The following is a 13,834-nucleotide window of genomic DNA, read 5'->3' on the forward strand; positions in this document are numbered from 1 at the left end:
GGGCGTCGCGTCGTTACCGCGACGCCCACCCGCCGGACTGCGTGCCGCGACGTCAGCTCTTGGCCAGCGAGCGGCGGGCCGCGGCCACCACGGCCTCGGTGGTGATCCCGAACTTCTCGAACAGCGTCTTGTAGTCGGCAGAGGCGCCGAAGTGCTCGATCGACACGATCTCGCCCGCGTCACCCACGAACCGGTACCACGGCTGGGCCACGCCGGCCTCGACCGCGACCCGCGCCTTGACGGTCGGCGGGATGACGGCGTCGCGGTAGGCCTGGTCCTGCTGGTCGAACCACTCGACGCACGGCATGGACACCACGCTGGTGGGCGTGCCCTCGGCCTCGAGCACCTCACGGGCCTCCACCGCGAGCTGCACCTCCGAGCCCGTGGCGATGAGCACGACCTCGGGGGAGCCGTTCGACGCCTCGGCGAGCACGTAACCGCCCTTGGCCACACCCTCGGTGTCGGTGCCCTCCAGCACCGGCACGTTCTGGCGGGTCAGCGCCAGCCCCGTGGGGGCTTCGGTGTCCTCCAGCGCCGCCTTCCACGCCGCCGCGGTCTCGTTGGCGTCGGCGGGTCGCACGACGTTCAGTCCGGGGATCGCGCGCAGCGAGGCGAGCTGCTCGATCGGCTGGTGTGTCGGACCGTCCTCGCCGAGGCCGATCGAGTCGTGCGTCCACACGTACACCACGGGCGCCTTCATCAGCGCGGCCAGCCGGACCGACGGCCGCATGTAGTCGCTGAAGATGAGGAACGTCGCGCCGTAGGGGCGCGTGCCGCCGTGCAGGGCGATGCCGTTGAGGATCGCGCCCATGGCGTGCTCACGGACGCCGAAGTGCAGGTTCCGGCCGTACGGGTGCGTGGTGAACATCCCCGTCGACGCGCTCTCCGGCCCGAAGGAGTCGGAGTTCTTGATGATGGTGTTGTTGCTCTCGGCCAGGTCGGCCGACCCGCCCCACAGCTCCGGCAGCACCTCGCCGATGGCGTTGAGGACCTCGCCGGACGCCTTGCGGGTCGCGATGCCCTTGGCGTCGGGCTCCCAGCTCGGCAGCTTCTCGGCCCACCCGGACGGCAGCGTCCGGGTGCGCAGCCGGTCGGCCAGCTCCTTGCGCTCCGGGTTGGCCTGAGCCCACGCGTCGAAGGCCTGCTGCCACTTCTCCCGCTCGGCCCTGGCGCGCTCGCCGATCTTGCGCGTGTGGGTCAGCACGTCGTCGTCGATGTGGAAGCTGACCTCGGGATCGAAGCCCAGCGCCTCCTTGACGGCGGCGACCTCGTCGGCGCCGAGGGCCGCGCCGTGGGCCTTGCCGGTGTTCATCTTGTTCGGCGCGGGATAACCGATGACGGTGCGCAGCAGGATGAACGACGGGCGCGTCGTCTCCGCCTTCGCGGCCTCGATGGCCCTCTCGAACGCGACGACGTCCTCACCGCCGTCGACCACCTGCACGTGCCAGCCGTAGGCCTCGTAGCGCTTGGCCGTGTCCTCGGACAGCGCGATGTTGGTGTCGTCCTCGATGGAGATCTTGTTGTCGTCGTAGACGACGACGAGGTTGCCCAGTTCCTGCCTGCCCGCGATGGAGGACGCCTCGGATGTCACGCCCTCCTCGATGTCGCCGTCGGAGGCGATGACGTAGATGTAGTGGTCGAACGGGCTCTCGCCACGAGGCGTGTCCGGGTCGAGAAGGCCGCGCTCGCGCCGCGCCGCCATCGCCATGCCCACCGCGTTGGCCAGGCCCTGACCGAGCGGGCCGGTGGTGGTCTCGACGCCGGGCGTGTGCCGGTACTCGGGGTGGCCGGGGGTCGCCGACCCCCACTTCCGGAGCTGCTTGAGGTCCTCCATCTCCAGCCCGTAGCCGGCGAGGAACAGCTGGAGGTAGAGCGTGAGGCTGCTGTGCCCGGCCGACAACACGAACCGGTCCCGCGCGGGCCACTCCGGGTCGGCGGGGTCGTGGCGCATGACGCGCTGGAACAGCGAGTAGGCCACCGGCGCCAGGCTCATGGCGGTGCCGGGGTGCCCGCTGCCGCAGTGCTCGACGGCGTCGGCCGCCAGCACGCGGATCGTGTCCACCGCGCGGGTGTCCAGATCCGTCCAGTCGGCCGGATAGTTCCGGCGCAACAGTGGGTTGTTCTCCGAAGGGGCGATCTCCGACACTGACTCGGCTCCCTGAGGTCTCGCACGTTGGCTGTTCACTTGCCCGGTTACCCGGTCGTGGCCGTCACAGACGATCTTAATCGATCCTGAACCCCGTGTGCCTGCCGTCTCAGCAGACCTGGCCTGCACGGATTCGACACTGTGGCGAGCTCCGGTGGCGGGTACCGGTGAATTCGAGGGCCAGCCTAGTCGACGCGGGTGGGTCGGTCGGAGATCATGGGCACGCCGGGGACGCGGTTCGCCGCGAGTGCCGGACCGGCGTGACGTGGGTCCCCTCGCCGGGTGCCGCCGGGCGGTGTCCGCTCGCGCTCTACTACGATCTGTCAAGGTATCGCGTCCATGCCGACGCCCGAGACGAAATCAAGGCACAGGGAGCGAGATGTCGTTGGTGAACGCTGCGCACGGGCGCAGTGAGCACACCAGCGCCGTGCATCCCACTGGCGAGTCGGAAGCTGGTGGCCGGCGAGGTCTGCGTGAGGTCATCGGCGCGTACGCCGCGCTCGCCAAACCGAGGGTGATCGAGCTGCTGCTCGTCACCACGATTCCCGCGATGTTCCTCGCGGGCCGGGAGATCCCGTCGCCGTGGCTGGTGCTGGCCACGCTCGTCGGCGGCACGATGGCCGCGGGCAGCGCCAACGCGCTGAACTGTGTCATCGACGCCGACATCGACAAGGTGATGAACCGGACCCGGCGGCGTCCGCTGGTGCGGGACTCCGTGCCGAGGCGCAACGCGCTGATCTTCGGTATCGCCCTGGGAGTGGCCTCGTTCGGGCTGCTCTACGCGACGGTGAACCTGCTCGCCGCGGTGCTCGCGGTCGTCACGATCCTCTTCTACATCTTCGTGTACACGTTGGTGCTCAAGCGGCGGACACCGCAGAACGTCGTCTGGGGCGGCGCGGCGGGCTGCATGCCGGTGGTCATCGGCTGGGCCGCCGTCCAGGGCACCGTGGAGTGGCCCGCGTTCGTGATGTTCGGGGTCATCTTCTTCTGGACGCCGCCGCACACGTGGGCGCTCGCGATGCGGTACCGGGAGGACTACGAGCGCGCGGGCGTGCCCATGCTGCCCGTCGTGGCCACCCCGAAGCACGTGGCGAAGCAGATCCTCGTGTACTCGTGGGTCATGGTGGCGTGGACGTTGTTGCTGATCCCGGCCACCAGTTGGCTCTACACGGCGTTCGCCGTGCTGGCGGGCGCGTGGTTCCTCTTCTACGCGCACCGGCTGTACGCGGGTGTGGCACGGGGTGAGAAGACGAAGCCGATGGCGCTGTTCCACCGGTCGAACACGTATCTGATGATCGTGTTCGTGGCGCTCGCCGTGGACGCCGCGATCGGTATGCCGGTGCTCGGGCTCCCGTTCTAGCCCGCCCGTCGTCCACCGCGTCACCGGATGGGGGGACGCGGGAATTACCCGCGTTCCGCGTTCGTTATTCCTGGGCCATTCCGTCCCCCGACCGCGAAAGTGGGCTGATTGTGTCCGTGTCCCCGCATCATCGGGAACCCGACAGCACAATGACGTTCGACCCGCAGACCTCGAAGCCGAAGCAGGCCAGGAGCGCCGAGATCGCCGCGGAGCAGGCGTACGTCTCGATGCTCTACGACCGGCTCGACGCCGAGCGCGAGCTCGCCGACCGCAGGCTCACCGACACGCTGCGCGCTTCGGGAGGGCCACCGCAGGCGGCGGCCGAACGTGAGGCGGCCACCGCCACCTACAGCGACCGGCTCGCCCAGCTCAAGTCCGTGGAGCAGGGGTTGTGCTTCGGCAGGCTCGACTTCGCCGAAGGCGCCGCCGACGACGACCCGACCATCTACATCGGCCGTGTCGGCCTGTTCGACGAGAGCGACGACTACCGTCCGCTGCTCATCGACTGGCGGGCGCCCGTCGCGCGCCCGTTCTACCTCGCCACGGCGGCCTCCCCGGAGGGCGTCCGCCGCCGCAGGCACATCCGGACGCTGAGCCGCCGGGTCGTCGGCATCGACGACGAAGTGCTGGACCTCGGCGCGGGCGAACACACCGACCACCTCGGTCTCGCGGGTGAGGCCGCGCTGCTGTCGGCGCTGGAGCGCAGACGCACCGGCGAGATGTCCGACATCGTGTCCACCATCCAGGCGGAGCAGGACCGCATCATCCGCGCCGACCTGAACGGTGTGCTGGTGGTGCAGGGCGGCCCCGGCACCGGCAAGACCGCCGTGGCGCTCCACCGCGCCGCGTACCTGCTCTACACCTATCGCAGGCAGCTCACCACGCGCGGTGTGCTCGTCGTCGGGCCCAACAGTACGTTCCTGCGCTACATCGGACAGGTGCTGCCGTCGCTGGGTGAGACGGGCGTGCTGCTCTCCACCATCGGTGAGCTGTTCCCCGGGCTGTCCGCCACGGGGATCGACAGCCCCGAGGTCGCGGAGATCAAGGGCAGGCTGGAAATGACCGAGGTGCTCGCGCAGGCCGTGCGGGACCGCCAGACCGTTCCCGATGACGTCCTGGAGGTGCCGGTCGAGGGCGGGGAGGTCCTGGTTCTCGACCGTGAGACGTGTGAGCGGGCGAGGTCGAAGGCGCGCCAGACGCTGCGGCCCCACAACCTCGCGCGCCGGGTGTTCGTGGACCGACTGCTCGACGCGTTGGCCGACCAGTCGGTGCGGAAACTCGAGTCGGACGTGCTCGACGACCTGCCCGAGATCCCGCTGGCGGCCGACGAGACGGACAGCGGTCCCATGCTCGACGCGCGCGACCACGCCACCATCCGCCAGGAACTGGCCGAGGACCCGGCGGTGCAGGCCGCGCTGCAGTCGCTGTGGCCGAAGCTCACCCCGCAGGAGCTGCTCAGCGACCTGCTCACCGACTCCGAACGCCTGGGCTCGGCCGCCGCGGACGTCCTGGCGGAGGAGGAGTGGCGGACGCTGCTGCGCAGGCCGGGGTCGCTGTGGACGCCCGCCGACGTGCCGCTGCTGGACGAGCTCGCCGAACTGCTGGGCGAGGACGACACCGAGGCCCGCGCCCGCAGGGAACGGCAGCGCCGTGAGGAACGCGCCTACGCCGAGGGCGTGCTGCACGTCCTGGAGCAGGACGACGAGATCATCGATGAGGAGGTCGTCCGGGTACGCGACGTCCTCGACGCGGAGCTGCTGGCGGAGCGGCAGGAGGCCGCCAGTGACCTCACCGCGGCCCAGCGTGCGGCGCTCGACCGCTCCTGGACGTTCGGGCACGTCATCGTCGACGAGGCCCAGGAACTGTCGGAAATGGACTGGCGGTTGCTCATGCGCCGATGTCCCAGCCGGTCGATGACCTTGGTGGGGGACGTGTCGCAGACCGGATCGGCCGCGGGCACTTCGTCGTGGGACCGGGTGCTGCGGCCGTACGTCGCCGACCGCTGGCGGTTCCGTGAGCTCACCGTGAACTACCGCACACCCGCCGAGATCATGGAGCTGGCCTCCGCGGTGCTCGCCGAGATCAACCCTCGGCTGTCCGCCCCCAGGTCGGTGCGCAAGTCCGGCGTCGAGCCTTGGCAGCGATCGAGTTCCTCCGACTCGCTCGCCGCGGACGTCCGCCGATGGGTGGACGAGGAACTGGCCGCACTCACGCGGGAGCGGGGAGGTGGGACGCTCGCGGTGCTGTGCCCGGATTCCGAGGAGGGACGCCTGGCGGCCGAGCTCGCCGGGACGCAGGCCGCCGCGGGACTCGACGACACGGAGGACAACCCGAGGGTGTCCGTGCTCACCGTGGACCGGGCGAAGGGGCTGGAGTTCGACGCCGTGCTCGTGGTGGACCCGGAGGGCATCGTCGCGGCGTCGCCGCGGGGCCTCAACGACCTGTACGTGGCTCTCACCCGGGCCACTCAGCGGTTGGGCATCGTCCACACGGCATCGCCGATGCCCGCACTCTCAGGCGAGCAAAGGTCCTCGTCGGCGGCCGGATAGGGTGTCAACCATGCGCAACGCTGGCAAGATCATTACCGTGGCGGCCGTCGCCGCGGCGCTCGCGGCGTGCTCGCCGCCGAACGAGCAGCCCTCGGACCTGCCTCCAGGAGCCGACACCACGCCGTCGGAGCAGGCGGCGCAGCCCGCACAGGGCACCCAGCGGCCGACGTCGCCCACGTCGCCGCAGGGCGACCAGGGCGAGGCCTGCACGGCCGAGGACATCGAGGTCGCTCAGGCCGGTGAAGGCGAGGGCTACCAGGTCACGATCCCCCAGGACTGTGCGGCGCCGACCGAGTTGCTGACCCGCGAGCTGCAGCCCGGCACCGGTCAGCCCGCCGCCGAGGGCGACCAGCTCGACGTCGACTACTCGATCGTTTCGTGGTCGGACGGCGAGGTGAAGGAGAACTCCTTCGGCGAGCTCGGTGTGCTGAGCGTCCAGCTCGGTGAGCAGCAGCCGGGATTCGAGGGGTGGAACGAGGCGTTGCAGGGTGCCCAGGAGGGCACGCGGCGTCTGGTCGTCGTGCCCCAGGACATGGGCTTCGCCCAGGACAGCGACCACCCCCTGGCCGGCGAGACCCTCGTGGTGGTCGCCGAGGTCGTGGACATCGCGCCGCAGCAGTGACCCACCTGCCCGCGTCGTGAGTGGACGTGGCGTTTCCCGCCCGTCCACTCACGACACGCGCGTCAGGGCAGCAGCAGCACCTTGCCGGTGGTACGGCGTCCTTCCAGATCCTCGTGGGCCTTCCGGGCGTCGGTCAGCGCGTACCGCGCGCCGATCCGGACGGTCAGCCGTCCCTTGGCGAGTCCGTCGAACAACTCGCCGACCCGCCACTCGAGTTCCTGCCGGGTGCGCGTGTAGTCGGCGCTCGTGGGACGCGTGAGGAACAACGAACCGCCCTTGTTGAGACGTTGCGGGTCGATCGGGGGCACCGGCCCGCTCGCCGCGCCGAACAGCGCGAGAAGGCCGCGCGGACGCAGGCAGGACAGGCTGCCCTCGTAGGTCGAGGCGCCGACGCCGTCGTACACCACGTCGACGCCCTCGCCGTGGGTCAACTCGCGAGTGACGGTCACGAAGTCCTGCTCGGTGTAGCGGATGACCTCGTCGGCACCGGTGTCACGGGCCAGCCGCTCCTTCTCCGGTGTCGACACCGTGCCGATCACCCGCGCTCCCCGGGCTTTCGCCAACTGCGTGAGAAGCAGCCCGACACCACCCGCCGCCGCATGCACCAGCACGGTCTCACCCTCCCTGACGGGATGGGTGGACGCGGTGAGGTAGTGCGCGGTGATGCCCTGCAGCATGACCGCGGCCGCCGTCTCCTCCGACACACCCTCGGGAATCCTCACCGCGACGTCGGCGGGCACGACGGTCTGCCCGGCGTAGCTACCCGGCACTCCCTGCCAGGCCACCCGGTCGCCTACCGAGAGTTCGGTGACCCCGTCACCCACCGCGACCACCCGGCCCGCGCCCTCCATACCCGGCGTGTAGGGCAGGGGCACCGGGTAGATGCCACCGCGCTGGTAGGTGTCGATGTAGTTGACCCCGGCCGCGACCACCTCGACCAGGATCTCCCCCGGTCCTGGCGCCGTGACGTCGATGTCGGCGACGTCGAGCACCTCCGGTCCTCCGGTCCGTTCGATGCGGATCGCCGTGACCATGCGTGTCCTCCTCCTGATCCGTGTGGTTGTGTGACCTCCACTCAACACGATCTTCTTCGGGAACCGAGGGCGGCGTCGTCGGCGTACCCTGATGAATGCGACGTACCTCATCGCGTGACGTCTTCGGGAATCGCACGCGCCGTCTCGGCGCTGGTCTTCAACGTGGTACTGCCTGTCGCTCTCGGATTCACGGCGGCGTTCCTCTTCGCCGCCTCGGCGGCGCTGCAACGCCGCGCGGTGTTGCACGCGGCCGATTCCGACTCCGAGCACCGGGCCAGCACTCACCGGCTTCCCGTGCTGTGGCTGTTCCGACGGCTGCTGCGGCAGCGGGTGTGGCTCGCGGGGTGGACCACGAACCTCGGGGGGTTCGCCAGTCAGGCCGCCGCGTTGCACTTCGGCTCGGTCGCTCTGGTGCAACCGCTGCTGGTGACCCAGTTGCTCTTCGCGCTGCCCATGGCGTCCGCGGCCGTGCGCCGATGGCCTCCGTTGCGGGACTGGCTCGCCGCTCTCGCCATCACCGGTGGTGTGGCGCTGTTCCTGTCCGTGGAGGGTGCGGCGCCGATGGAGGGCGAGCCGGACCGCGATCGGCTCGTGATCGCGGTCGTGGTGGCCGCGCTCACGATCGTCACGCTGTTGCAGATCGCCCAGCATCAGGGACCGCTCGCCTACAGCGCGCTCGTCGCCGCGGGCGCGGGAATCTGCTACGCGATGAGCGCCGCCATGATGAAGCTCACCGCGGACAGCCTGGCCGACGAGGGAGTGGCCGCGACGGCCAAGGACTGGCCGGGTTACCTGCTCGCCGTCACGACGTTGTCGGGGCTCGTCCTCGGCCACCAGGCCTACGGGTCGGGTTCCCTCTCGGCGGCGGTGGCCGTGATGTCCACCGTGAACCCCGGTGTGAGCTTCACGATCGGACTGCTGGTGTTCAACGCCGTGCCCTCCACCGAACCGGGCCCGCTCGCCGCCGTGGGCGTGGCGGGCGTCCTGCTGGTCGTCGGCGCGCTCGGCCTGGCGCACTCGCCTGCTGTGAGGTTAGAGACACGTAGCACCGCGACACACGGAGTTTACCCCATTCGAGGTAACGTTTAGGACACGGCCCGGGCGGGTGAGTCATCCTGGCGATGAGGACACGTCCGCCCGGCGTCACGGCCGTTCCCCCCGGCCCTGGCCCCGACCCGAAAGATCCCTCATCGTGCCCCACAACGCTTCGGATTCGTCCGACGACCGGCGCCTGGTCATCGAGATCCCGCACCTGCGGGCCACCATCACCCACGCCGTCGTGCTGGCACTGGAAACGGCGGTCGTGCCCACGCTGCTGTTCATGCTGCTGCTGAACGTGGCCGGCCTCGTCCCCGGGCTGGTGGCGGTTCTCGGCTGGAGCGCGTTCGTCATCGGTATGCGCAGGCTGCTGCGCCGCCAGGTGCCGCACACGCTCCTGCTGGCCACCGGCATGCTGGTGGCCAGAGCACTGTTCGCGCTCGTCACGTCCAGCGCCGTCGTCTACGTGCTCCAACCGGTCGTCGGATCGGTGTTCATGTTCCTGCTGTTCGTCGGCAGCGCGATGCTCGGCAAGCCAATCACGGCGCGGCTCGCCCGCGACTTCGTGCACCTACCGGCCGAACTCTTCGCCCACCAGCGGGTGCAGAAGGTGTTCGTCAACGTCGCCCTCATGTGGGGCGGGTCGCGGTTGCTCGACGGCGCCATGACCCTCGCGTTCCTGCAGTGGAGCGTCGACGCCGGGTTGTTCTCCCGTGGCGTGCTCAGCGGCCTGTTGACGGCGCTCACCATCGCGATCTGCGCAGGACACGGTTGGCGCTCGTTGCGTTCACTGCCTGACGTGACCCTCCGGCTCGGCCGCAAGCCCACCCCCGCACCCGTGCCCGCCTGATCCGCGCCGCCGCCGTCACCCTGCCGATCGCGCGTGTGCGCGGCACCGTCCGGTGCGTGGTATACGGAGGGTGTGCTCACGGCAGGGTCGGTGACGGGCACCACCCCAGGCCCCACCGGCAAACGGCGGCGCCGGCGTCCGAGGTGGTGGGTCGAGATCCTGCTCGGACTCGTCCTCTTCGGCGTGTATTCGCTGCTGGGTGGGCTCCCGCTGCCCGGACACGACCGGCGGGCCGTCACCAACGGTGAGGACATCCTCGCTCTGGAGGCCGCGCTCCACACCGACTTCGAGCGGTCGGTGAACCACTGGATCGCCGACCGTGGCTGGCTCACGATCGTGGCCAACTACGAGTACGCGTTCAGCTATCTCGCCGTCACGCTGATCACGCTGGTGTGGCTGTATCGGCGCAGGCCCGAACACTACGTGTGGGGGCGCAACGCGTTCGTGGCCGTCAACCTCGTCGCGATCCTGTGCTTCTGGCTGTATCCGGTGGCGCCACCGCGGCTGCTGCCCGGAGCCGGATTCCTCGACACCGTGCGGTTGGGCGGAACCTGGGGCTCGTGGGGCTCTCCCATGGTCGAGGGCGCGAACCAGCTCGCTGCCATGCCTTCGCTGCACCTCGGCTGGGCGCTGTGGGCTTCGGTGGCCCTCGCGCGCGCCGGTGCCCCATGCGCGGCACAGGTGGCCAGCGCCGGGCACGTGTTCGTGACGTTCGTGGTGATCGTGGCCACGGGGAACCACTACTGGCTGGACGCCCTCGGTGGCGTGGTCGTGGTCTGGTTGGGAGCCCGGGCCGCCGACGCTCTCGGTGGTCGGTCGGTGACGTGGGCCGCTTCCTCCCGGCGAACGCTGTGGCGGCCGCGTCGGCCGCCCTACACTGACGCCGTGACTGAGACCGCAACCGACGCCACAGCCCCAGTCCCCGTGAAGCCCGCGCAGCTGGCCGCCGCTCGCGCGTTCGTCACCGAACACGGTAAGCCCGTGAAGGCCGTCGTCCAGCGCATCGGGCGTGCCGGAGCGAGGGTCGTGCTCGTGGGCGACGACGGTGCCCTCGGCGACGTCGTGGTGCCGAGCGTCGAGACGGGCGAGGCGCTGATCGAGGCGGTCGACGGGGTGGAAGCCGCCGAGTGGGACGCCGAGACCGTGGGCGCCACGGTGATCGGCGCCGAGCACCGCAGGCGGATGGCCGGTCCGCTGGCCCGCCGGTGACCGCACGGGTACTGTTCGCAGGCTGCAGGAAGCTGCCCGAGGGCTCGGGCGACGAACACGCCGTCATTCGGGCGCTCACCGACGCTGGCGTGGAGTCGCGCTGGGCGGTGTGGGACGACGGCGACGTCGACTTCACCGCCGCCGACCTGGTCGTGCTGAGGGCGACCTGGGACTACTCCGGGCGCCGGGACGAGTTCCTCGCGTGGTGTGACAGTGTGCCGCACCTGCGTAACTCCGCCGCCGTGGCGCGGTGGAACACCGACAAACGCTACCTGCTCGATCTCGCCGAGGCCGGTGTGCCGATCGTGCCCACCGACCTGGTGGAGATCGGGGACACCGCGTGCTGGCCCGACGGGGAGTACGTGGTGAAACCGGTCGTCGGTGCCGGATCGTTGGGGGCGAGGAGGTTCGGGCCGGGAGATCGGGACCGCGCCGCCGAGCACCTGCGCGACCTGCACGCGGACGGCCGCGCGGCTCTCGTGCAGCCCTACCAGGCTCACGTGGACGCCCACGGCGAGACCGCGCTCGTGTTTATCGGCGGGGTGTACTCGCACGCGTTCACCAAGGCGGCCATGCTGACCGGTGTCCACCGGGACGGCACGGGTGTCTCCGGGGCCGAGAAGCTCACGGCGGCCCGGCCGGAGCCCGCTCACCGGAGGGCCGCCGAGGAGGCGCTGGACGCGGCCATCGGGCTGCTGGGCGTCACGCGGTCCGACCTGCTGTACGCGCGGGTGGACGTGGTGACCGGCAACGACGGTGCCCCGCTGTTGCTCGAACTGGAGCTGACGGAGCCGTACCTGGGCTTCGCCCACGCCGACTCCGCCGCTTCCTCGCGGTTCGCCGCCGCCGTTCGCGCCCAGCTCGACTGAGCGCGAACGGCGGAGGGGTCAGGCGATGCGCTTGGCCGCGAGCCGCTCCGGCTTCGGCCAGCGGACGTTGTGAGCCCAGCCGAACTTCTCGAACAGCCAGATCAGCCGTGCGGAGATGTCGATCTGCCCGCGCAGCACGCCGTGCCGGGCACACGTCGGGTCGGCGTGGTGGCTGTTGTGCCAGGACTCGCCCATCGACAGGATCGCGAGCGGCCAGAAGTTCGCGGCCTTGTCACGGCTGGCGAACGGCCGCTCACCGACCATGTGGCAGATCGAGTTCACCGACCACGTCACGTGGTGGGAGAACGCGATACGCACGAGGCCGGCCCAGAAGAACGCCGTCACCGCGCCCCACCACGACCAGGTGATCAGCCCGCCCAGAAGGGCCGGCAGGGCCAGGCTCGCCACGATCCACAGCCAGAAGAACTTGTTGACCACCTGAAGGTCCTTGTCCGACACCAGGTCGGGGGCGAACCTCTCGTAGTTGGTGACCTCCCGCTTGAACATCCAGCCCATGTGCGCGTGCCAGAAACCGCGCAGCAGCGCCAGCGGCGACGTGCCGAACAGCCACGGGGAGTGCGGGTCGCCCTCCTTGTCCGCGAACGCGTGGTGCCTGCGGTGACTGGCGACCCAGAAGATCACGGAGCCCTGTACGGCCATGCTGCCGGTGATGGCGAGCGCGATGCGCAGCGGGCGGTTGGTCTTGAACGCGCCGTGGGTGAAGTACCGGTGGTATCCGACGGTGACACCGAGGGTGCCGACCGTGTAGAACACCGCGGCGAGGGCGAGGTCGAGCCAGGTCAACCCCCATCCCCACGCGAAGGGGATCGCCACGACGAGAGCGACGAACGGGATCAACAGGAAGGCCTTGAGCACGATCATCTGCGCGGTGGAGCGCTCGTGCCCGACGAGAGGCTTCGGTCCGGAAGGACGTTCGCTGGACGACTGTACGGTACTGCTCATCGTGTGCTTGTGACCTCAAATCGCGGAAAGGGAGAACGGGCAGAAATGGGATCCCGAACTCAGTGCAGCACAGCGTAGCGGCGATCGCATGCGGACCGAAGACCCGTGCTGCGGCGGTGCGCAGGAGGTCGAGCGGCCGGTGATCAGGCGGCGCCGACGGCGTGGCGGTCGGTCGCGGGGGCCGCACTGACGACGGGACCCCGGTCGCGGGTGGCACACCACAGCGCGGCGGTGGCGGCGATCACCAGCATCGAACCGAGCACGTGCAGCGACACGAGGGCCTCGGGGATACCGAGCCGGTACTGGATGATGCCCAGCAGCCCCTGCGCGAGCGCGATGCCCCACACGGTGGCGTAGCGAGCCCACAGCTTCTTCTCGACCCGCGCCCGGTACCACTGGACTCCCAGGATCACGAGCACCGCGAGGAACGCGTAGAGGAAGAAGGAGTGGATCCGCGTGAGGGTCTCGATCGGGGCGTCGAGCCGCTCGACGTCCGGGTCGCCGCCGTGTGGGCCTGCTCCGGTGACCACGGTACCCGCGATGATCAGACCGGAGAGGGCGACCACGAGCGCACCGAGCACGGGGCGGCTGGCGCGTGGGACGAGCGACCGGGGCGGTTCGTCACCCTCGTTGAAGGCGCGTAGCAGGACGACCGCCATCCACACCAGGACGGTGGAGGGGAGGAAGTGCAGGGCGACGACCCACCACAGCAGATCGGCGAGCACGGTGATGCCGCCGATGATCGCCTGCGCGACGACGCCCGCGGGCATGATCCACGCGAGCTTGACGAGGCGTTTGCGGTTCGGGTGGTCGAGGTAGACCCGCCAGGCCGCGAGCACGCACAGGGCCGCGACGAACACCACGACGATGGTCAGCAGGCGGTTGCCGTACTCGATCCACTGGTTGAGCGTGGCGTACTCGGGGTGCTCGACCGGGACCATGCTGCCGGGGAAGCACTGCGGCCAAGTGGGGCAGCCGAGGCCGGACCCGGTCACGCGCACGATGGAGCCGGTGACTCCGATGCCGGCCTGCGTGATGATGGCGGAGATGGCGAGAGCTCGTTGCAGGCCCTGCGAGGGGTAGGGCAGGCGACCGACGAGCGAAGACAGCTGCACGGTCCCAAAGAGTACTACCGCGCGTAGCGCGTCCGTTTGGGCGGTGGTGGGGAAGAGGTCGGCCACTACCGTGCGTAGC

11 protein-coding genes are annotated in these 13,834 nt (G+C 70.1%); 7 read left to right on the top strand and 4 right to left on the bottom strand.

Translation table 11 applies throughout. From position 1 onward, the window contains the following. Positions 1–52 precede the first annotated feature (52 nt). Positions 53–2,146: a transketolase gene (gene tkt / locus SACCYDRAFT_RS09635; protein WP_005455740.1), complete on the bottom strand. Its 2,094-nt coding sequence runs from the start codon at positions 2,144–2,146 to the stop codon at positions 53–55. Between the two features lie 379 nt (positions 2,147–2,525). Between tkt and SACCYDRAFT_RS09640 the strand changes: the two genes are divergently transcribed. The 3 genes from SACCYDRAFT_RS09640 (at position 2,526) to SACCYDRAFT_RS09650 (ending at position 6,677) form a co-directional block, all read left to right on the top strand. After that, positions 2,526–3,506 carry a heme o synthase gene (locus SACCYDRAFT_RS09640; protein ID WP_005455741.1) on the top strand — a complete coding sequence of 327 codons (981 nt, stop codon included), beginning with the start codon at positions 2,526–2,528 and terminating at the stop codon, positions 3,504–3,506. Between the two features lie 149 nt (positions 3,507–3,655). Then, the gene (locus SACCYDRAFT_RS09645; protein WP_005455742.1) at positions 3,656–6,055 is read left to right on the top strand and encodes a HelD family protein; all 2,400 of its coding nucleotides are present in this window, start codon (positions 3,656–3,658) and stop codon (positions 6,053–6,055) included. A 10-nt stretch (positions 6,056–6,065) separates the two neighbouring features. Continuing rightward, on the top strand, positions 6,066–6,677 hold the full coding sequence (locus SACCYDRAFT_RS09650; protein WP_005455743.1) for an FKBP-type peptidyl-prolyl cis-trans isomerase: 612 nt from the start codon (positions 6,066–6,068) through the stop codon (positions 6,675–6,677). A gap of 62 nt (positions 6,678–6,739) precedes the next feature. On the opposite strand, the gene SACCYDRAFT_RS09655 is transcribed toward SACCYDRAFT_RS09650, so the two are convergent. Beyond that, positions 6,740–7,711: a quinone oxidoreductase family protein gene (locus SACCYDRAFT_RS09655; protein ID WP_005455744.1), complete on the bottom strand. Its 972-nt coding sequence runs from the start codon at positions 7,709–7,711 to the stop codon at positions 6,740–6,742. A 114-nt stretch (positions 7,712–7,825) separates the two neighbouring features. Here SACCYDRAFT_RS09655 and SACCYDRAFT_RS09660 point away from each other — a divergent pair, with 114 nt between their 5' ends. The 4 genes from SACCYDRAFT_RS09660 (at position 7,826) to SACCYDRAFT_RS09675 (ending at position 11,677) form a co-directional block, all read left to right on the top strand. Continuing rightward, the gene (locus tag SACCYDRAFT_RS09660; protein WP_005455745.1) at positions 7,826–8,800 is read left to right on the top strand and encodes a DMT family transporter; all 975 of its coding nucleotides are present in this window, start codon (positions 7,826–7,828) and stop codon (positions 8,798–8,800) included. Between the two features lie 103 nt (positions 8,801–8,903). Next, positions 8,904–9,599: a DUF3159 domain-containing protein gene (locus SACCYDRAFT_RS09665; RefSeq protein WP_005455747.1), complete on the top strand. Its 696-nt coding sequence runs from the start codon at positions 8,904–8,906 to the stop codon at positions 9,597–9,599. Between the two features lie 72 nt (positions 9,600–9,671). Further along, positions 9,672–10,808, top strand: coding sequence for a phosphatase PAP2 family protein (locus tag SACCYDRAFT_RS09670; RefSeq protein ID WP_232283806.1), 1,137 nt, complete (start codon positions 9,672–9,674; stop codon positions 10,806–10,808). Next, positions 10,805–11,677, top strand: a complete 873-nt coding sequence (locus SACCYDRAFT_RS09675; RefSeq protein WP_005455756.1) for an ATP-grasp domain-containing protein — start codon at positions 10,805–10,807, stop codon at positions 11,675–11,677. Before SACCYDRAFT_RS09670 ends, SACCYDRAFT_RS09675 begins: the two co-directional genes overlap by 4 nt. A gap of 18 nt (positions 11,678–11,695) precedes the next feature. Here SACCYDRAFT_RS09675 and SACCYDRAFT_RS09680 read toward each other — a convergent pair whose 3' ends face one another. Together SACCYDRAFT_RS09680 and SACCYDRAFT_RS09685 are read right to left on the bottom strand one after the other, a co-directional pair. Continuing rightward, a complete protein-coding gene (locus SACCYDRAFT_RS09680) occupies positions 11,696–12,640 on the bottom strand; it encodes an acyl-CoA desaturase (RefSeq protein WP_005455758.1) in 945 nt (314 codons plus the stop codon). A 143-nt stretch (positions 12,641–12,783) separates the two neighbouring features. Then, entirely contained in the window at positions 12,784–13,755 is a 972-nt protein-coding gene (locus SACCYDRAFT_RS09685) for a COX15/CtaA family protein (protein ID WP_043536333.1), read from the bottom strand. Between the last annotated feature and the right edge of the window lie 79 nt (positions 13,756–13,834).

It is taken from the genome of Saccharomonospora cyanea NA-134 (assembly GCF_000244975.1).
Lineage (GTDB): Bacteria > Actinomycetota > Actinomycetes > Mycobacteriales > Pseudonocardiaceae > Saccharomonospora > Saccharomonospora cyanea.

Excerpts from the sequence above, each read along its gene's own strand:
- SACCYDRAFT_RS09640 (WP_005455741.1), top strand. The coding sequence starts at position 2,526 with ATGTCGTTGGTGAACGCTGCGCACGGGCGCAGTGAGCACACCAGCGCC.
- SACCYDRAFT_RS09645 (WP_005455742.1), top strand. The coding sequence starts at position 3,656 with ATGACGTTCGACCCGCAGACCTCGAAGCCGAAGCAGGCCAGGAGCGCC.
- SACCYDRAFT_RS09650 (WP_005455743.1), top strand. The coding sequence starts at position 6,066 with ATGCGCAACGCTGGCAAGATCATTACCGTGGCGGCCGTCGCCGCGGCG.
- SACCYDRAFT_RS09655 (WP_005455744.1), bottom strand. The coding sequence starts at position 7,711 with ATGGTCACGGCGATCCGCATCGAACGGACCGGAGGACCGGAGGTGCTC.
- SACCYDRAFT_RS09680 (WP_005455758.1), bottom strand. The coding sequence starts at position 12,640 with ATGAGCAGTACCGTACAGTCGTCCAGCGAACGTCCTTCCGGACCGAAG.